Here is a 19,073-nt window from a genome sequence, read left to right on the forward strand (position 1 = left end):
TCAAGGTTTTCAAACGTTCTCTCAAGATCCGAAGACCTTGGACGAGTCGCTTGCCTTGATATTTGGTGATTTATCACCCTCATCGGCAAGCGCCCACATGAATTACCTGATCACATTATTAAAGAGCAGTCGCTTGCGGGCCATAAAACATGACGTGACCGCTGCTAAGCGAGGAAGGAGCATTCTACGCACTTCTAAAGACTTGTCAATCACTGTTTGGCGGAAGCGAAGGAAATGTTCGTCTTACTCACTCTTCCAACCGCTTGCCTAACCTACTGACAAATCAAGGTTTTCAACCTCAACCACCGCTGGCAACGCCGTGCGTCCCCGGCAGCGGATGCGTACTTTACGGTGTTGCTGGCGGGGACGCAAGGGGCGTGCGAAAAAAATTTACCTTTTCGGCTTTGCCTTGCGCATGACGGCCAGTACAGGCCCCGAAAGTACATAGGCACCGAACAGCAGAAGCAGCATGACAGACGGCTCAACGGAGATCATCACAAAGCCCAGCACCACGGCCAGCAGAACCACGAAAGGCACTGGTTTTTTGAAGTCGAGGTCTTTGAAGCTGTAATAACGAATGTTGCTGACCATCAGTACGCCAGCCGCCGCCACAACCACCAGCATCAGCAGCTTGAAACCAAAAGCATCCGCATCGAAGCTATGGAATGTCCATACACTCGCCGCCACCAGGGCCGCGGCCGAGGGACTGGGCAAGCCGAAAAACCATTTCTTGTCCACACTGCCGATCTGCACATTAAAGCGCGCCAGACGCAGTGCCGCGCAAGCAACGTAGAGAAACGCCACCACCCAGCCGGTTTTGCCAATGTCTTGCAGAATCCAGGTAAAAGCAACGAGCGCAGGCGCCATGCCAAAAGAAATCATGTCGGCCAGACTGTCGTACTCGGCACCAAAAGCGCTTTCTGTATTGGTCATACGCGCAACTCGGCCATCCAGGCCGTCAAGCACCATGGCAATAAAGATGGCGACGGCCGCCGCTGTAAAATCACCATTGATACCCGCCACGACGGCAAAGAACCCTGAAAACAGCGCCGACGTAGTAAACAAGTTAGGCAGCAGGTAGATACCCTTGCGGCGAACCTTTTTGCCATCTTCGACCGCTTCTTCAACCACTTCCGTGTCGCGCAAAAAGGCTGCTGCCAAGTCCTCATTGCCGCCTATTTCTGATTGGTCAGCGGTATCTTGTCGCGTATTGCCTGCCTGGTTTTCGCCAGAATGATCTGAACTTGGTTGCTCTTGATCGCGAGCGTCCTGGGTCATAGGTCTCATCCATTAAAAGTAAATCACGGGAACAGCAGTGACCACTTTCATTCTACACGCTGAAGACTTATCAGCCAGCCAATTGCGCCCGAGCGCACATAAACAATCGCACCATACAAAACGGGGCGCGCCAATGCGCACCCCGTCAGTCACCCCTGTGGCGTTAACTGCTTACCACCATCAGTTTTTAGACTTATCAACCAGCTGGTTAGCGGCGATCCACGGCATCATGCCACGCAGCTTGGCACCTACCTGCTCAATGTCGTGCTCGGCATTGAGGCGGCGACGCGCGGTCATTGACGGATAGTTGCTGTTACCTTCATTGATGAACATCTTGGCGTATTCACCGGTTTGAATGCGCTTCAACGCATTGCGCATAGCAGCACGAGACTGCTCATTGATGACCTCGGTGCCGGTCACGTACTCGCCATACTCCGCGTTATTGGAGATGGAGTAGTTCATATTGGCAATGCCGCCTTCGTACATCAGGTCGACGATCAGCTTGAGCTCGTGCAGACACTCAAAGTAGGCCATTTCCGGTGCATAGCCAGCTTCCGTCAGGGTTTCGAAGCCTGCTTTTACCAGCTCAACGGCGCCACCGCACAACACTGCCTGCTCACCGAACAGGTCGGTTTCGGTTTCATCTTTGAACGTGGTTTCGATGATCCCGCTGCGGCCACCACCTACGCCTGCAGCGTAGGAAAGTGCCAGTTCTTTGGCGTTGCCCGACGCATCCTGATGAATGGCAATAAGATCGGGAATACCACCGCCCTTGACGAACTCGGAACGGACCGTATGGCCCGGCGCCTTGGGTGCGATCATGATGACATCGAGGTCTTTGCGCGGCTCGATCTGGTTGTAGTGGATATTGAAGCCGTGAGCGAACGCAAGCGTCGCGCCTTCTTTCAGGTTTGGCTCGACTTCCTGCTCGTAAATCGCCTTTTGGTTTTCATCCGGCGCCAGAATCATCACCACATCAGCGGTTTGGCATGCCTCTGGAACGGTGGCCACTTTCAGGCCAGCACCTTCTGCCTTGGCCGCCGACGAGGAACCTTTGCGCAATGCAACGGTGACATCGACACCTGATTCTTTAAGGTTGTTCGCGTGGGCATGGCCCTGAGAACCATAGCCAACGATGGTGACTTTTTTGGCCTGAATAAGGGACAGGTCACAATCCTTATCGTAATAAACGCGCATGGCGAAACTCCAAAAGCAGGTTGAATCAGAAAGTTGAATAGCGTGCGGTTCAGCGTTGATGGCCACCCGTGCCGTCTTTCGCGGCACTGGGATATGGCATTGAGATCACTCTACGACAGCATCGCCGTTGCGTAAAACGCTATGTTTGCAACATACTATTTCACTTTACGAAATATAGCCGAGAATACTGGCCTGCCATGGACTTCCGCTTACTCAAACACGTGGCCACTCTGGCCGAGACGCTACATTTTGGTCGCGCCAGCGAACTGTGCCATATCAGCCCGTCCACGCTAAGCCGTTCGATCCAACAGGTTGAAGCGGAACTGGGCACTCGCCTGTTTGAGCGCGACAATCGCCATGTCACCCTGACCTCGCAAGGTTTGGCGTTTCACCACTATGCGAAAGAAACGCTGGAACAGTGGGAAACACAAAAGCGGACGCTCGCGGCCACCACCGAACAACTGCGCGGCGAAATCAGTATTTACTGCTCGGTCACCGCCAGCTACAGCTTCCTGTATGAGTTGTTAAGCGATGTCCGCACGCGTCACCCGGGCATTGAGCTCAAGCTGCACACCGGCGACCCCGCCAACGCCATGACCCGCGTGCTGGATGGCGCTGACGATATGGCGATTACGCCGCGCCCGCGCATTCCGCCTGGCGCATTGGCCTTTAAATCGCTCACACGCTCGCCGTTAGTGTTCATTGCGCCCAACGAGACACAGGACTGGCTACCCCTCGAACCCGAAAGCTCGACCGCCGCGCAGTGGCAACGGGTGCCCATGATTCTGTCTGAAGCGGGGCTTTCCAGGGAGCACACCAACACCTGGTTCAAGGCATTGGGCATTGCGCCGCGGATTTATGCCCAGGTGGCCGGGCATGAAGCCATCGTCAGCATGGTGGGCCTGGGGTTTGGCGTGGGTGTCGTGCCGAAAATCGTACTGGATAACAGCCCACTGGCCGGGCGGGTCCAGGTGCTGAACGTGAAGCCTGAGCTACCTCACTACGATGTTGGATTATGCGTACTCAACCGGCGCTTGAAAAACCCCATGATCGACGCCTTCTGGGCCACCGTCAGCGCTCGTTGAAGAACGTCACTTATAAAAAAAGCCGCCCCTTCACAGGGGCGGCCTTCTTGAACAGCATCAACGACCAGCTGTTTAAAGCGACAACACCTTGTCACCACGGGCAATGCCCGACACCCCGGTACGTGCCACTTCCAGAATACCCACCGGCGCCATGGCCTGCAGGAAGGCATCCAGCTTGGCAGCATCGCCGGTGATCTGCACGGTGTAGAGGCTCGGCGTCACGTCGACGACCTGCGCGCGGAAGATATCCACCGTGCGCTTCACTTCATCACGGGCAGCGCCTAGCGCTTTCACCTTCACCAGCATCAGCTCGCGCTCAATATGGTTGCCTTCGGTGAGGTCCACCAGTTTCACCACATCAATCAGCTTGTTGAGGTGCTTGGTGATCTGTTCGATCACCCTGTCATCGCCCACCGTGGTGACCGTCAGGCGGGAGAGCGACGGGTCTTCCGTGGGCGCCACGTTAAGCGTTTCAATGTTGAAGTTTCGCTGGGAAAACAGCCCGACCACACGTGACAGCGCACCCGGTTCGTTTTCCATCAGAATCGAGATGATATGACGCATCAGGTACGCTCCGTTTTAGACAGCAGCATGTCGCGCATGGCGCCTAACGGCACCTGCATCGGATAGACGTGCTCAAAGGGGTCGACCTTCACGTCCAGAAACACCAGTTCATGCTTGTCGGCAAACGCACGCTCCAGCGCTGGTTCCAACTCCTCAAGGGTGGTCACGGTGATCGCAGTAAACCCATAAGCCTCAATCAGCATATGAAAATCGGGCAGCGACTCCATGTAGGAATGGGCGTGGCGTGACTTGTAGTTCAAGTCCTGCCATTGGCGTACCATGCCAAGCGAGGCATTGTTGAGATTGACAATCTTGACGCCGACACCGTACTGCTTGCAGGTCGATAGCTCCTGCATCATCATCTGAAAACTGCCTTCACCGGTGACGCATACCACGTCATCATCCGGGAAGTTCTGCTTGATGCCCATGGCGGCGGGAAAGCCAAACCCCATGGTGCCAAGCCCACCTGAGGTAATCAGTCGGTTGGGTTTATCGAACTTGTAGTACTGTGCCGCAAACATCTGGTGCTGACCGACGTCGGTCGTGACATAGGCTTCACCGCGTGTCACCCGGCACAGCGCCTCGATCACCTCTTGAGGCTTGAGCGCTTCGCCTGGGCTGGACGGCTCATAGAGCTTGCCCTCACGCTCAGCACGCCAATCATCAATTTTCTGCCACCAGTCGGTGAGCGCTTCCGGATGCGCAACTTCCCGACCCTGCACCAGGCTGATCATCTCATTGATGACGCTTGACGCCGGGCCCACGATCGGCACGTCGGCGCGCACGGTCTTGGAGATCGAGCTGGGGTCGACATCAACGTGAACAATCTTCGCCGTTGGGCAGAATTTCGATGTGTTGTTGGTGACGCGGTCATCGAAACGCGCGCCGATGGCGATGATCAGGTCCGCATGGTGCATGGCCATGTTGGACTCATAGGATCCGTGCATCCCAAGCCAACCCAAACACTGCCGGTCACTTTGCGGGTACGAACCAATCCCCATCAGCGTCGTGGTAATGGGAAAGCCCAGTTGCTTGACCAGATCGGTCAAGCCCTCACTCGCTTTATCAAGCACGACGCCGCCACCCGTATAAAATACCGGTCGCTTGGCCTTGAGCATCATGTCAACGGCTTTCTTGATCTGGCCGGTATGGCCCCGGGTGACCGGGTTGTACGAGCGCATCTTGACCTTTTTCGGATAGACGTACTCGTAACGCTCGGTAGGCGCGGTCATGTCCTTGGGAATATCGACCACGACGGGGCCAGGACGACCGGTGGCCGCCAGATAGAAGGCTTTCTTGAGCACTTCCGGGATTTCGGACGGGTGACGAATCGAAAAGCTGTGCTTCACGATGGGACGGGTCACACCGACGATGTCAGTCTCCTGGAAAGCATCATCGCCGATCAGGTGGCTCATTACCTGCCCGCATAGCACCACCATCGGAATCGAGTCCATATAGGCGGTGGCAATACCGGTCACGGCATTAGTGGCCCCCGGGCCTGACGTGACCAGCACGCAGCCGGGCTTGCCCGATGCGCGTGCGTAACCGTCCGCTGCATGGGTGGCCGCCTGTTCATGCCGCACCAGAATGTGCTTCACCTTGTCTTGGCGGAAAAGCGCGTCATATATATGCAGCGCCGCACCGCCGGGATATCCATAAATGTATTCGACGCCCTCATCTTGCAAGAAGCGGGCAATCATATCTGCGCCGGAAAGCAGTTCCACAGTGTTTCTCCCCTGGAGGTCTCGAGTGCGATCCGCAGACGATTCTACGGTGTCGAGTGCGGCGGTATGCCGCTGCCAGCCATTGCTGGCACCTGATGCCAAACCCTGGCATAAGGCCCGGTTAGGGCCTGCACTCTTGTCACGGCGGTTTGCCGTGTCGGGGCGTTGGCCAGGTCGGGCGGTTAGCCCAAGCCCGGAAGTCCTTCGGCGGGTAGAGGCCTTCGCCTACCCTTCGCGCGGGGAGTGGGGGTTACCCGTTGGTTCCGCGCCCGCAAATCAGGAACCCACAAGATTCCATTAGCATCCTCAGCCTGTCAACCTTCGATCCAGCGAAAGCCGACAAACAGCCTGATTCAGGGTAAAAAAAGCCCCGCAGACGTGGTCAAGCGGGGCTGGCAGGTAAAGAAGTAAATTTTAAGAGAAGACTAATTTACCTTCTTCTGCGCTGATATGAATGGTGTCGCCGGGCGAGAACTTGCCGGCCAGCAGATCCTGGGACAAGGGATTCTCAATACGGCTTTGAATCGCCCGCTTGAGCGGCCTTGCCCCATAGACCGGGTCGAAGCCCACCACGGCCAACTGTGCCAAGGCATCGTCGCTGATTTCCAGGCTCAAGTCATGCTCAGCCAGGCGTGCCTTCAGGCGTTCCAGCTGGATACCGGCAATTGCCTGGATTTGCTCCTGACCCAGCGCGTGGAACACGACCACTTCATCGATGCGGTTGATCAGTTCAGGCCGGAAGTGATTGCCCACCACCTCCATGACGCTGTTTTTCATGACGTCATAATTACTGTCCTGGTCATCACCAGCGCCACCGCCCATGCGCTGGATGATGTCAGAGCCCATGTTGGAGGTCATGACGATCACGGTATTGCGAAAATCTACCGTGCGGCCCTGACCGTCGGTCAAACGCCCGTCTTCCAGCACCTGGAGCAGGATATTGAACACATCGGGGTGAGCCTTCTCCACCTCGTCGAGCAGCATCACCGAATAGGGTTTGCGGCGCACGGCCTCGGTCAAGTAGCCACCTTCTTCATAGCCTACATAGCCGGGCGGCGCACCGATCAGGCGAGCCACGGAGTGTTTCTCCATGAACTCCGACATATCGATGCGCACCATAGCCTCCTCGGTATCGAAGAGGTAGTTGGCCAGCGATTTGCACAGCTCGGTCTTGCCCACCCCGGTGGGACCGAGGAACAGGAAGGAACCGTTGGGCCGGTTGGGGTCAGCCAAACCGGCCCGCGACCGGCGCACCGCATTGGCCACGGCCTCGACCGCTTCATCCTGGCCGATCACCCGCTCATGCAGTGCCTCTTCCATACGCAGCAGCTTGTCCCGCTCGCCTTCCAGCATCTTGGCGACCGGAATCCCCGTCCAGCGGGAAACCACCTCGGCAATCTCTTCCTCAGTCACGTTGGAGCGCAACAGCTGATGGCTTGAGGTATCCGTTTCGCTGTCGGCGCTTTCGGCGATTTTCTTCTCCAGCTCAGGGATCTTGCCGTACTGGATCTCCGACATGCGGCCCAGGTCACCCTGGCGGCGGGCCTGCTCAAGATCGATGCGGGCCTGTTCCAGCTCGGCCTTGAACTGCGCCGCCCCCTGAATACTGGCCTTCTCGGCTTTCCAGATCTCATCGAGATCCGCGTACTCGCGCTCCAGCTCGTGAATCTGGTTATTGAGCGCTTCCAGGCGTTTTTTGGTCGCCTCATCGGTCTCTTTCTTAAGCGCTTCGCGCTCCATCTTGAGCTGAATCAAGCGGCGGTCGAGCTTATCCATCTCTTCGGGCTTGGAATCCAGCTCCATGCGAATACGCGAGGCCGCTTCGTCGATCAGGTCGATGGCTTTATCGGGCAGTTGACGGTCCGTAATGTAGCGCGTGGAGAGTTTCGCCGCGGCAATAATCGCCGAGTCGGTGATATCCACGCCGTGGTGGACTTCGTAACGCTCCTTCAAGCCGCGCAAAATCGCCACGGTATCTTCTTCCGAGGGCTCGTCGACCAGCACCTTCTGGAAACGGCGCTCAAGGGCGGCGTCTTTCTCGATATTCTGACGATACTCGTCCAGGGTAGTGGCGCCCACGCAATGCAACTCACCGCGGGCCAGTGCCGGTTTGAGCATATTGCCCGCGTCCATGGCGCCCTCGGCCTTGCCTGCGCCGACCATGGTGTGCAGCTCATCGATAAACAGGATCACCCGGCCCTCTTCCTGAGAGAGCTCCTTGAGCACTGCTTTCAGGCGCTCTTCGAAATCGCCGCGGAATTTGGCCCCCGCCAGCAGCGCGCCCATATCCAGCGACAGCACGCGCTTGTCTTTCAGACCTTCAGGGACTTCGCCATCGACGATCCGTTGCGCCAGACCTTCGACAATGGCGGTTTTACCGACACCGGGCTCACCAATGAGAACAGGGTTGTTCTTGGTGCGCCGCTGCAGCACCTGAATGGTGCGGCGAATTTCGTCGTCGCGGCCAATCACCGGATCAAGCTTGCCGTCCAGCGCGCGCTGAGTCAGGTCTTGGGTGTACTTGTTGAGCGCCTCACGCTGGTCCTCGGCGTTTGGATCGTCCACCTTGGCACCGCCGCGCAAGCTATCAATGGCCGCTTCAAGCGCTTTGCGGGTAAGCCCGACCTGCTTCATCAACTTGGTGATGGCACTGTTCATTTCCAGTGCGGACAGCAGCACCAACTCGCTGGCAATAAACTGATCGCCACGCTTCTGTGCTTCGCGGTCGGTCAGGTTGAAAAGCTTGACCAAATCCCGCGAGGGCTGCACTTCGCCATCGAACTGGCCGACCTTGGGCAAATCGTCCAGTTGCTGAACCAAGCCATCGCGCAGACGCGAGCTGCTGGCCTCGGCTTTCTCGACCAGGGCCTTGATGCCGGTATCTTTGGTATCCAGCAGCGCCAGCAGCAAGTGAGCAGGCTCAAGCTGGTTGTGCCCGCGACCCACGGCCAGCGATTGCGCTTCGGCAATGGCGGCCTGGAGCTTGGCGGTAAATTTATCAAATCGCATAATTTCCTCCTGGGGGTGGCCGCGCGTTTGGACGTGCGGCGTATCCCGATAACCTGTCGTCATTCGTGCTAATCACGATTAGCTTGACTAGTTAAATGGCGTCAGCGCCAGGAGGTTTCAAGGGCAAGAGTGACGGTCTGCTGATTTACTTGATCCAGATCACGCTGGCCATTCTGCCGGTACGGCCACCATCTCGGCGATAGGAGTAAAAGCGTGACTCGCAGGCGGTGCAGAAGTGACCACCGCTGATGTGATGAATGCCCAACGCCTCAAGACGAAAGCGGGCCAACCGGTAGAGGTCGGCCATGTGATGCCCCAGACGATAAGGACTGTGGTCGAACGCATCCGCCGTTTCGGGCTGCGCTGCCACAAAGGCCCCATAGACTTCAGGACCCACTTCAAACTGCGCGTTCGATATCGCCGGCCCCAGCCACACCAGAATATCGTCCGGCTCACTGTTCATCGCCGAGACCGTGGCTTCCAAAACGCCTGTTGCCAAGCCACGCCAGCCCGCGTGGGCAACCGCCACCTGAGTCCCCGCCCGGTTGCAAAACAACACCGGCAGGCAGTCGGCTGTCAGCACCACGCAGGCGTAGTCGCGGTCATTGGCAATCGCCGCGTCAGCCTCTGGCGCCCCGGCCTGAAAAGCCTGCTGAACGCGCGCGCCATGGACTTGATTGAGCCACAGCAAGGGACGCTCATCGCCGAGTTCTTTTCCGAGTAAACGACGGCACAGGTCGACATGGTCGGCGTTATCACCCACATGGGTGGCCGGATTGAAGGCCGCAAAGTCACCTTGGCTGGGCCCTGTCTCACGGGTAGTGACAAACGCCCCCACGTTAGCCGGTGCCGGCCAATCTGGCACCAACAGCGTGGGCTTCAGGTCAATGGCATCGCTCATCGCATGGTCTCGCTATCGTCGCGCAGGTAGTCCAACAACATTAGTAGATCATCGGGCAGGCCCGCGTGGAAAGTCAGTGTTTCGCCGCTAACAGGGTGGACAAACCTCAGCTTGCGCGCGTGCAGCGCCTGGCGGGGAAATTCACGCAGTATGTCTTTCAATGGCCCCGCAGCGCCAGGCGGCAGCTTGGCGCGCCCGCCGTAGAGCTGATCCCCAATCAGCGGGTAGCGGGCGTGGGCCATATGGACCCTGATCTGGTGAGTCCGCCCGGTTTCCAACTGACAGCGGACGTGCGTATGCGCTCGAAAACGCTCTACCACACGAAAATGGGTCACCGCCGGTTTGCCTGAGGCGTTCACCGCCTGTCGCTTGCGGTCTTTGGGATGGCGTCCAATCGGTGCATCGATCGTGCTGCCCGCGATCGGTTTGCCAATCACCACGGCATCGTACTGGCGGGAAACACTGCGCGCCTGTAGCTGCTCAACCAAGGCGGTTTGAGCGGGCAGGGTCTTGGCCACCATCATCAGGCCGGTGGTATCTTTATCCAGCCGATGCACGATGCCTGCCCGGGGAACTTCCGCCAGGGCTGGGTGATGATACAACAGGGCGTTCAGCAGGGTGCCATCCGGGTTGCCCGCCGCCGGGTGAACCACCATATCTGCTGGTTTGTTGACCACCATCACCGTCTCGTCCTCAAAAACGATGTCCAGCGGAATCGCCTGAGGCTCGAAACGCGTATCTTCTTCAAGTGTCGCTTGCAGCACGAGCGTCTCGTTACCGTGCAACTTTGCCTTTGGCTTGGCTTTTTCGCCATCGACCGTCAATTCACCGGCATTGATCCACGCTTTCAACCGTTCACGGGAGTAATCACTGAACAACTCGGCCGCCGCTTGGTCCAATCGGGCACCTGCCAAAGAGGTTGGCACGCGTTGCGTCGCTTCAACACTGCGAGGCATGGGATAATTTCCTTTGACGACACCCCGGCAATGTCATGCGAAGCCTGCGTTTTTTGCCGAGGTGATTTATAGTGGGCTGACTGTGACTTATTCTACCATTTCTACTCATGGCCATCGTCGCTTTTCGGTGATTGAGGCTTGTTTGCAACGAGGATGATGATGCGCGTTTTTTCCGCTGCCAATCGCTTTGGCGTGTTTGCTTTAAGCTTTGCTTTACTTGCTGGGTGCGCCAGCAATGGCAACAACGACACAGCCTACGACGAGGACGAATACGCTGGCGTTGCCGAGCGTGAACTCTACGAACGGGCGCGCGATGCTCTCGATGCGAACCGCTTCAATACCGCGGTAGAACGCCTTGAGGCGCTGGACACCCGCTACCCGTTTGGCGAGCACGCCGAACAGGCGCAGCTGGAGTTGATCTACGCCTATTACGAGAATGGTAACTGGGAAGAAGCGCGCGCCGCCGCCAGCCGATTCATTCGCCTGCACCCCGACCACCCTCAGGTAGACTATGCCTATTACCTGCGGGGCCTGTCTGCCTGGCAGGCGGGGCGCTTCAGCCTGGAGCGCCTGCGCTTGATCGATATCTCCAAGCGCGACCTGGGGGCCACGCGTGATGCTTACAGCGACTTCCGGGAGCTGATTCAACGCTATCCTCAAAGCGAGTATGCGCCGGACGCTCAGCAGCGGATCGTGTATCTGCGTGAATTGCTCGCTCGCCATGAACTGCACGTGGCAGACTACTATCTGCGCCGCGGCGCCTATCTCGCTGCCGTTGAGCGCGGTCGCTGGGTGGTCGAAAAATATCCTGAATCCAACGCTACTCACGACGCACTCGCCACCATGGTGGAAGGCTACCAGGGCCTGGAAATGGACGACCGTGCCAATGAGGTACTCGCGGTGCTGCGTGACAATGCGCCCAACCACGACCAGCTGGAAGGCAACCGGTTTGTGCCCAAGCATATCGATTAGCGCTGCGCGTATCCGCTATGCCAAGCGTTGACGTGAACTAACAAACACGCTGTACAAGTTTTCGGCAAAGACCCATTTAAAAGCCACGCAAATGCGTGGCTTTTTTTAATTTTTATATTCTTATTTATCATAGAGTTATCTCAAAAACCTATCAAACCTGCCAGTGAAAAATTGTACAAAAGCTATATACATGACTACTATCCTCATACCAACATGATCAAGCATCTGAACGGTGCCTAAGGAGAAACTCAATGCTTTTGTCAAACTCACGGTTCACGGGAACCAAGATCAGCACACGCCTTACCCTGGGGTTTTCAGCACTCCTCGCGCTTCTCGTGATATTGACGGGCATTGGCATCTACCAGGTCAACCAGATTGACCGTGACCTCACAATCATTAACGACGTCAACGGCGCAAAGCAGCGTCACGCGATCGACTGGCGCGGCAGCGTCCACGACCGCGCCATCGCGCTGCGCGATATCGTCCTCACTGGCGATGGCAATATTACCGCGCTTCAGGACACCATGCAGCGCTTGCAGGACAACTACGCAAGCGCCTCATCGGGCATGCAGAGCGTTATTGCCGAGAACGCTAACCTGCAAGGTCAAAACAATAGTGAAGAGCAAACTTTGCTCAGTCGTATTGAAGAGCAAGCCGAGTCAACCCGTGCGCTCACCGACGAAGTACTGGATGCCCATGCGCAAGGAAATTATCAAGCGGCTGAGCAGTTACTGCTGACTGAAGCCGGGCCTGCCTACGCTGAATGGCTCAACCGCATCAACCAGTTCATTGATTATCAGGAACAGCTAAATAACGCCACCACTGCGTCCGCTCGCGATACCGCCTCAGGTTTTCAGATGCAGATGCTCGGCCTGACGGTGTTCGCCTTGCTGGTAGGCGGCTTTATTGCGGTCTTCATGACCCGTCAGCTGATGCGTGAGCTGGGCGCCGAGCCCCACGAAGTCAAGGCGTTTGCCGAAGCCATTGGGCGTGGCGAGCTGAATAGCCAGGGGCGTCTGAAGAAGGACGACAAGCGCAGCATCATGGCCTCTCAGGTGGAGATGGCCCGTCAGCTGCAGGGCATCGTCGCCGAAGTGCGGGCATCGGCCCAGGCGGTCGCCAGCAACAGCGAGCAAATTGCCGAGGGCAACAACGACCTGTCATCACGTACCGAGCAACAGGCCAGCGCACTGGCAGAAACTGCCTCTGCCATGGAGCAGCTCAACAGCACCGTCAAACTCAATGCCGACAACTCCGAGCAGGCCAGCCAGGAAGCGGCCAGCGCTTCCCGCACAGCCACACAAGGCGGTGACGCCGTGCGTCAGGTGGCCGACACCATGAACGACCTCAACAAGAGCTCACAGGAAATTGCCGGGATTATCTCCACCATCGATTCCATTGCCTTCCAGACCAACATCCTGGCGCTAAACGCTTCCGTGGAAGCGGCTCGTGCCGGCGAGCACGGCCGCGGCTTCGCCGTAGTGGCGGAAGAAGTGCGCAAACTTGCCCAGCGAAGTGCCGACGCCGCCCGCGAAATCAATGACTTGATTTCCAGCAATCTGGAGCGCGTCAAGCACGGCAACGAACGAGCCGCCGACGCCAACAAGTCAACCGAAGAGATCGTGGCGGCGATTGGTCGGGTCACCGACATCATGAAAGAAATCAGCCATGCCAGCGCCGAGCAGAGTGCCGGGGTACAGGAAGTCGGCCAAGCGGTTACCGAGATGGACCAGGTTACCCAGCAAAATGCTTCCCTGGTACATGAAAGCGCCACGGCGGCCAACAACCTGCGCCAGAATGCTCATAAGCTGATCGACGCCATGTCCATCTTCAGGCTGCCCTCTAGCGGATCCGACCACGCGATGGCCCTGGCCTCGTCTCAGGCCACCGCCAATGCGGCACCAGCCGCCTCTGGCACCGCATTGCGCCAGCAGAAACCCCAGCCCGAGTGGGAAAGCTTCTAAGCTAAAGAACGCTGTTTTCATTGCCACGGATAGGCGCTCACCAAAAGGAAGGCTCCCGATTGGAAGGGAGCCTCTATTTTAGACCCTCTGTGCTGAGGCGGACATGAAGCCCACTCAAAGCCTTATCGTGTTTTTCCTGCTGCCCGTCTTGATGTTTGCCGTTCCTGCCTTCGTGCTGGGCATGCTGGCCCTGAACATTGCCAGAGAACAGTTCCTCGACAGTCATCAGACGCAATCACAAGACCTTGCCAACCTGGTTGAAATGGCCACCTTCGAGCGCCGACTCGGCGCCCTTCATGAACGCCTCAGCCAGGTTCTCGCGGAAGCCGACAACGATCAGCTCAGCGCATTCGATAGCTATAGCGAATACAGCCAGATTCATCTCCAGCTGAACGAAATGGGCCAGCATATCAAGCATTTGGCGTCGTCGGGTCTGGTCAATGGCCTGCACGCCGACAGTGCTGAAACGCTACTGTCAGCTTTTCAAAAATATCGCCGTTTCATCGAAATGGCTAACGAAGCCGCCACGCTGAATCAGACCGACATCAGTTTTTTCATGCAGGAAGCTGAAACCAACTTCAATCATTTCATGATTCTCACTCAAGGTACCTTTGAAACACTCACCGAGCGGGCGAGTGAGCGTCATCAACAAACCTTCCATACCCTGAGCCGGTCTATCAATACCCTTGTCTGGGTAGGGTTGGGGTTATTGGGCATATTGGTCGTCGCCGCCGTCTTTGCCGCCTGGCGTATCAACCGGCGGCTGGTGATGGTCGGCGATGCCATCCTGGCACTCTCCAACACTCGCCAAGCACTGCCTGACTTTGCCGATATTCAACGCCTCAGCCAACGTCATCGGGGGCCACTGAAGCGGATTGCATCCGCACTGCTATCGTTTCGCAAAACCGAGCAGCAGCGTCGCGAGGCCGAGCGCAAGGTACACCGGCTGGCCTACTACGACAGCCTTACCCAACTGCCTAACTGGCAATTAATGAAAGAGCACCTTCACCATTCACTGGACACCAACCAGCGGACGGAGACCTACGGCGCGCTGCTATACCTGGACGTAGACGACTTCAAACGCATCAATGACAGCTGCGGTCACCGGGCAGGTGATAGCCTGCTTCAAGAAATTGCCCGGCGGTTATCGGCCCTTGGCATCGAGGGGACAACCATTGGACGCATAGGCGGCGATGAGTTTGTCATGATTGTCGATGGATTACCGGCAGATCAACTGAAGGCCGCAGAGAAAACCGAGCTGCTCACCGAGAAGCTCCACCGCGCTCTCGGCCAGCCGTATCTGTGGGAAGAAAGAGAGCATTTCCTGAGTACGAGTATTGGCGTTGTCCTGTTTGGCGGCGCTGCATATAGCGTCGACAACCTGTTTCAATATGCCAACGCGGCTGCCCACCTTGCCAAGCAGTCAGCTCCCAACGGCCTGAGGTTTTATGACCCGGCGGTGCAAGCGGAACTTGAAGCCAGGACAGAGCTGGAGCGTGACCTGCGCCTAGCCATTGAACGTCAGGAATTCGTACTCGTTTATCAAACGCAGGTCGATAGCAGCGGTCGGGCGATTGGCGCAGAGGCGTTGATTCGGTGGCAACATCCACGACAAGGCTTTGTCTCGCCAGGCACCTTTATCCCCCTGGCCGAAGAAACCGGACTGATCGTGCCAATCGGCCAGTGGGTGCTTGAAGCCGCATGCGAGCAGTTGGTTGCCTGGGCCGACGATGACAGCACCGCGCACCTGACACTCGCGGTCAACGTCAGCGCTAAACAGTTTCAGCAGCCTGATTTTGTCGATAGCGTAAGCTGCGCTCTCGCCAAGAGCGGCGCCCTACCACAACGGTTGAAGCTGGAAATCACGGAAAGCACGGTGATTGGTAATGTAGACGATACCATTGCCCGCATGCATCAGTTGAAAGCGCTGGGGATCAGTTTCGCCATAGATGATTTTGGTACCGGGTACTCATCGCTTCAGTACCTGAAGCGGCTGCCGCTGGATCAGATCAAAATCGATCAGTCGTTTGTCCGCGACCTGCACAAGGACGCGGACGACATGGCAATCGTGCAAACCATCATTGCCATGGGGCAGGCACTGGGGCTGAACGTGATCGCCGAAGGCGTGGAAACCCAGGAGCATTGGCGCCACCTGAATGATCGCCAATGCCACGCCTACCAGGGCTATTATTTCAGCAAACCGGTCTCTGCTATCGAAATGGTAAAGCGCAGCCTGGCACCGCCACCGATGCTCGACTAGGCCCCGTCATGCCCGACTACTCGCCGGGCTGCCAGCCATTGACGATCGGATAGCGCCGGTCGCGGCCGAAGCCACGCGGGGTGACACGCACGCCCACCGGTGCCTGGCGCCGCTTGTATTCGCAGCGATCGACCAGCTTGACGACCTGATAGACATCCTCCCGGGCAAAGCCTGCCTCAATGATGGCTTCGGCACTCATGTCGCCTTCGATATAGCGCGCCAGGATGGCGTCGAGCACGTCATAGTCGGGCAAGGAGTCGCTATCCTGCTGATCAGGTGCCAGCTCGGCGCTGGGCGGGCGTTCGATGACGCGCTCGGGTATCGCCGGTGACTGAGTATTGCGCCAGCGGGCCAGCCGGTACACCCAGGTCTTGTACACATCCTTGATGGCATTGTAGCCGCCCACCATATCGCCGTAGAGCGTGGCGTAGCCCACCGCCATCTCGCTTTTATTGCCGGTGGTCAGGACCATCAACCCCTTTTTATTAGAAATCGCCATCAGCAGTACGCCACGGCAGCGCGACTGAAGGTTTTCCTCGGTAGTATCCCGCTCGGTACCGGCAAAGCTTTCCGCCAGCGTGCCCATGAACGCCTCCACCATTGGCTCGATGGGCATGATGTCGTAGTGCACGCCCAGTAACCTGGCCTGCTCGGCGGCATCCTGTTTGGAAATATCGGCAGTATAGTGATAGGGCATCATCACTGCCTGGACCCGCTGCGGCCCCAGCGCATCCACGGCAATCGCCAACGAAAGTCCGGAATCAATACCGCCGGAAAGGCCCAGCACCACGCCGTCAAAACCGCTTTTATTGACGTAATCGCGCACGCCGGTCACCAGGGCACAGTAAAGGCTTTCTTCGGGCTCGACCTCAGGCTCTATCTCACCGGGTTGCGGCTCCCAGGTCGCGGCACTGGTTTGCAGTAACTGCACCGGCATCAAGCCGACCTCCCAGTAAGGCGCCAGCACCTGTAGCTGGCCCTGGGCATCGACACAGCAGGAACCGCCGTCAAAGACCAGCTCGTCCTGGCCGCCAATGGTATTGACGTAGACAATGGGCCGCTCGACATCCTGAGCACGCTGCTCGAGCAGGCGAAGGCGTTCACTGGGCTTATCCTGGTGGTAAGGCGAGGCATGCAGGGTAATCAGCACCTCGGCACCGGCCGTTGCCGCCGCTTTGATCGGCGTACCATCCCACAAGTCCTCACAGATGGCGATGCCCAGCTTCACCCCTTTGTGCTCGTGCACCAGCGTCTCGGTGCCCGGCGTGAAGTAGCGCTGCTCGTCGAACACCTGATAGTTGGGCAACGCCTGCTTGGCATACTCGGCCTCCCATTGGCCGTTGTACAACAGCCCTGCCAGGTTGTAACAGTGGCCTTCCCGAACGCCGGGATACCCAATGATCACCAGCACGTCCCGTGACATCTTCTCGGCCATGCGGGCACGCGCTTCACGCAGGCGCGTTTCCATGGAGGGACGCAACAGCAAATCTTCCGGCGGATAACCTGACAAAAACAACTCGGGAAACACGACGATGTCGGCACCGTGCTCGATGCGCGCTTCACGCACGGCCTCAATGGCGCGGGCGGCATTGCCGGGAATATCCCCCACCAAGGGGTCGAGTTGAGCCATGACCAGCGTTAAATCTTGCATGGGCGATAAAATCTCTTGAGAATCTTTTAGAATGGAGACACACCATCAATACGCATTGTCCCGCAAGGGCCGCTCGCAGGCAAAGGCCGCGCTTGCAAATTGCATGAGGGCGCTAACAGGATGAACCTTTTGATTATTCGGCTACTCATTTTCGCGGTACTGTTCTATGCCGGTCTCAAACTTTTCAGCATGTACCGGCAATGGCAGCGTGAACGCCTTACCCAGCAGCATCAGGACCAACAGCACGACGGCGGCCATATGGTACGCTGCCGGTGGTGCGACGTGCATTTGCCCGAAGAGGAAGCGCTGCGTGAAGCAGAACAGTGGTTTTGCTCCAGCGCCCACCGCGACCGCTTCCTGCAGGAGCAACGCAGCCAGCGTAATAACGACACCGACCCATAGCCTACCCGGCAGTTAATCGCTCTGGCGTCATCCGATACGGCGCCGGATCGATCAACGGCGGGCGCCCGAGCAACTGATCCACCAGCAGGTGTGTTGACGCCGGCGCGAGTACCAGACCATTGCGGTAATGCCCCGCGTTCACCGATATGTTCTTCCATCCCGGCAGTTCGCCGATAAAGGGTACGCCATCCGGCGAGCCCGGCCTCAACCCAGCCCAATGATACGCCACCGGATAATCGGCAAGCGCTGGCACGATGTCCTCTGCACTCTGGCGGAGCGAGATCAGAGCCTCCTGATCGGTGGTCTTGTCGAAACCACACGCCTCAAGGGTCGAGCCGACCAACAGCAGACCATCGGCTCGCGGAATCACATAGCGTCCGTCCTTGAGCACCACGCGCTTTACCAGGCCAGGCGGCGTCTGGTAGGCAAGCATCTGGCCTTTTACCGGCCTCACGGGCAGCGACACATCAAGCGCGTTGAGCAGCGTCCCGGCCCAGGCGCCGCCGCAGACAATCGTATGCGCCGCGGTCAGCGTCCGCTGGGCAGTGCTTACACCCTCAATGCGCTCGCCGTGGCGTACAAAATCCTTCACCTCACAATACTCATGCAGCGTCACATTGGGCATCGCCGATAACCGGGCACGCAGCGCCTTGCCAAGGCGCGGGTTACGCACGCTACCCAGCGTTGGCATCCATAGCGCTCCCTCGGTTGGCGGCAGGCAGCTTTCCTTAGCCCGCACCATATCGGCGCTGACGCGCTCTAGCGGCTTACCCATTTGACGCGCCCAGGAAAGCGCAGCCTCTGGGTCATCCACACTCAGGTACAGCAGCCCTTTTTGCCGGTACTCCGGGTCGATGCCGGTTTCTTCCAGCAAGCGCAGGGAGAGGCTTGGGTAGGCGCCTTCCGACCAGCGGGACAGTCGGGAAATGGCTTGAGCGTAACGCCAGGGGTACAGCGGTGAGACAATGCCGCCACCGGCCCACGAGGCTTCCCGGCCACAGTCGCCACGCTCGACCAGACTGACTTGCTGCCCGGCATCGGCTAGCTGGAGTGCGGTCATCATGCCGATGACGCCGCCGCCCACAATTAAGAAATCGCTCACACGCTTTG

Annotated in this window: 15 protein-coding genes; 6 read left to right on the forward strand and 9 right to left on the reverse strand. The window is 57.9% G+C overall.

From position 1 onward, the window contains the following. Nucleotides 1-271: hypothetical protein (locus NH395_RS16240; protein ID WP_253026336.1), on the forward strand; the 271-nt coding region annotated here is incomplete at its 5' end. 119 nt (nucleotides 272-390) lie between these two features. On the opposite strand, the gene pssA is transcribed toward NH395_RS16240, so the two are convergent. Both pssA and ilvC read right to left on the reverse strand, forming a co-directional pair. Then, nucleotides 391-1,278 carry a CDP-diacylglycerol--serine O-phosphatidyltransferase gene (gene pssA, locus NH395_RS16245; protein ID WP_253026338.1) on the reverse strand — a complete coding sequence of 296 codons (888 nt, stop codon included), beginning with the start codon at nucleotides 1,276-1,278 and terminating at the stop codon, nucleotides 391-393. Between the two features lie 180 nt (nucleotides 1,279-1,458). After that, nucleotides 1,459-2,475 carry a ketol-acid reductoisomerase gene (gene ilvC / locus NH395_RS16250; RefSeq protein WP_253026340.1) on the reverse strand — a complete coding sequence of 339 codons (1,017 nt, stop codon included), beginning with the start codon at nucleotides 2,473-2,475 and terminating at the stop codon, nucleotides 1,459-1,461. Between the two features lie 197 nt (nucleotides 2,476-2,672). Here ilvC and ilvY point away from each other — a divergent pair, with 197 nt between their 5' ends. Beyond that, entirely contained in the window at nucleotides 2,673-3,560 is an 888-nt protein-coding gene (ilvY, locus tag NH395_RS16255) for an HTH-type transcriptional activator IlvY (protein WP_253026342.1), read from the forward strand. Between the two features lie 72 nt (nucleotides 3,561-3,632). On the opposite strand, the gene ilvN is transcribed toward ilvY, so the two are convergent. The 5 genes from ilvN to rluD all read right to left on the reverse strand — a co-directional run bounded on the left by ilvN (nucleotide 3,633) and on the right by rluD (nucleotide 10,714). After that, nucleotides 3,633-4,124 (reverse strand): acetolactate synthase small subunit, encoded by a 492-nt coding sequence (gene ilvN / locus NH395_RS16260; RefSeq protein WP_066316765.1) that lies wholly within the window; start codon nucleotides 4,122-4,124, stop codon nucleotides 3,633-3,635. Then, the gene (locus tag NH395_RS16265; RefSeq protein ID WP_092824057.1) at nucleotides 4,124-5,848 is read right to left on the reverse strand and encodes an acetolactate synthase 3 large subunit; all 1,725 of its coding nucleotides are present in this window, start codon (nucleotides 5,846-5,848) and stop codon (nucleotides 4,124-4,126) included. Before NH395_RS16265 ends, ilvN begins: the two co-directional genes overlap by 1 nt. 414 nt (nucleotides 5,849-6,262) lie before the next feature. Then, nucleotides 6,263-8,857 carry an ATP-dependent chaperone ClpB gene (gene clpB / locus NH395_RS16270; protein WP_253026344.1) on the reverse strand — a complete coding sequence of 865 codons (2,595 nt, stop codon included), beginning with the start codon at nucleotides 8,855-8,857 and terminating at the stop codon, nucleotides 6,263-6,265. A 145-nt stretch (nucleotides 8,858-9,002) separates the two neighbouring features. Continuing rightward, nucleotides 9,003-9,758 (reverse strand): peptidoglycan editing factor PgeF, encoded by a 756-nt coding sequence (pgeF, locus tag NH395_RS16275; RefSeq protein ID WP_066316758.1) that lies wholly within the window; start codon nucleotides 9,756-9,758, stop codon nucleotides 9,003-9,005. Continuing rightward, nucleotides 9,755-10,714 (reverse strand): 23S rRNA pseudouridine(1911/1915/1917) synthase RluD, encoded by a 960-nt coding sequence (gene rluD / locus NH395_RS16280; RefSeq protein WP_253026345.1) that lies wholly within the window; start codon nucleotides 10,712-10,714, stop codon nucleotides 9,755-9,757. Before rluD ends, pgeF begins: the two co-directional genes overlap by 4 nt. Before the next feature lie 159 nt (nucleotides 10,715-10,873). Here rluD and NH395_RS16285 point away from each other — a divergent pair, with 159 nt between their 5' ends. From NH395_RS16285 to NH395_RS16295, 3 genes are all read left to right on the forward strand, one after another. Then, entirely contained in the window at nucleotides 10,874-11,686 is an 813-nt protein-coding gene (locus tag NH395_RS16285; RefSeq protein ID WP_253026346.1) for an outer membrane protein assembly factor BamD, read from the forward strand. Nucleotides 11,687-11,937: 251 nt separating this feature from the next. Next, nucleotides 11,938-13,650: a methyl-accepting chemotaxis protein gene (locus tag NH395_RS16290; RefSeq protein ID WP_253026347.1), complete on the forward strand. Its 1,713-nt coding sequence runs from the start codon at nucleotides 11,938-11,940 to the stop codon at nucleotides 13,648-13,650. Nucleotides 13,651-13,753: 103 nt separating this feature from the next. After that, the gene (locus tag NH395_RS16295) at nucleotides 13,754-15,910 is read left to right on the forward strand and encodes a GGDEF domain-containing phosphodiesterase (protein ID WP_253026348.1); all 2,157 of its coding nucleotides are present in this window, start codon (nucleotides 13,754-13,756) and stop codon (nucleotides 15,908-15,910) included. Between the two features lie 16 nt (nucleotides 15,911-15,926). Here the strand turns inward: NH395_RS16295 and NH395_RS16300 are convergent, their stop codons facing one another. Then, nucleotides 15,927-17,561 carry an NAD+ synthase gene (locus NH395_RS16300; RefSeq protein ID WP_253026349.1) on the reverse strand — a complete coding sequence of 545 codons (1,635 nt, stop codon included), beginning with the start codon at nucleotides 17,559-17,561 and terminating at the stop codon, nucleotides 15,927-15,929. A gap of 120 nt (nucleotides 17,562-17,681) precedes the next feature. On the opposite strand from NH395_RS16300, the gene NH395_RS16305 reads away from it, so the two are divergent. Further along, on the forward strand, nucleotides 17,682-17,963 hold the full coding sequence (locus NH395_RS16305) for a PP0621 family protein (RefSeq protein WP_253026350.1): 282 nt from the start codon (nucleotides 17,682-17,684) through the stop codon (nucleotides 17,961-17,963). 1 nt (nucleotide 17,964) lies between these two features. On the opposite strand, the gene thiO is transcribed toward NH395_RS16305, so the two are convergent. Next, nucleotides 17,965-19,065, reverse strand: a complete 1,101-nt coding sequence (gene thiO, locus NH395_RS16310; RefSeq protein WP_253026351.1) for a glycine oxidase ThiO — start codon at nucleotides 19,063-19,065, stop codon at nucleotides 17,965-17,967. Nucleotides 19,066-19,073: the final 8 nt, after the last annotated feature.

It is taken from the genome of Halomonas sp. Mc5H-6 (genome assembly GCF_024124705.1).
GTDB lineage: Bacteria > Pseudomonadota > Gammaproteobacteria > Pseudomonadales > Halomonadaceae > Vreelandella > Vreelandella subterranea.

Bases quoted from the DNA above. Each gene is read 5' to 3' on its own strand.
- pssA (WP_253026338.1), bottom strand. From the start codon at position 1,278: ATGACCCAGGACGCTCGCGATCAAGAGCAACCAAGTTCAGATCATTCT.
- ilvC (WP_253026340.1), bottom strand. From the start codon at position 2,475: ATGCGCGTTTATTACGATAAGGATTGTGACCTGTCCCTTATTCAGGCC.
- ilvY (WP_253026342.1), top strand. From the start codon at position 2,673: ATGGACTTCCGCTTACTCAAACACGTGGCCACTCTGGCCGAGACGCTA.
- ilvN (WP_066316765.1), bottom strand. From the start codon at position 4,124: ATGCGTCATATCATCTCGATTCTGATGGAAAACGAACCGGGTGCGCTG.
- clpB (WP_253026344.1), bottom strand. From the start codon at position 8,857: ATGCGATTTGATAAATTTACCGCCAAGCTCCAGGCCGCCATTGCCGAA.
- pgeF (WP_066316758.1), bottom strand. From the start codon at position 9,758: ATGAGCGATGCCATTGACCTGAAGCCCACGCTGTTGGTGCCAGATTGG.
- rluD (WP_253026345.1), bottom strand. From the start codon at position 10,714: ATGCCTCGCAGTGTTGAAGCGACGCAACGCGTGCCAACCTCTTTGGCA.
- NH395_RS16285 (WP_253026346.1), top strand. From the start codon at position 10,874: ATGCGCGTTTTTTCCGCTGCCAATCGCTTTGGCGTGTTTGCTTTAAGC.
- NH395_RS16290 (WP_253026347.1), top strand. From the start codon at position 11,938: ATGCTTTTGTCAAACTCACGGTTCACGGGAACCAAGATCAGCACACGC.
- NH395_RS16295 (WP_253026348.1), top strand. From the start codon at position 13,754: ATGAAGCCCACTCAAAGCCTTATCGTGTTTTTCCTGCTGCCCGTCTTG.
- NH395_RS16300 (WP_253026349.1), bottom strand. From the start codon at position 17,561: ATGCAAGATTTAACGCTGGTCATGGCTCAACTCGACCCCTTGGTGGGG.
- NH395_RS16305 (WP_253026350.1), top strand. From the start codon at position 17,682: ATGAACCTTTTGATTATTCGGCTACTCATTTTCGCGGTACTGTTCTAT.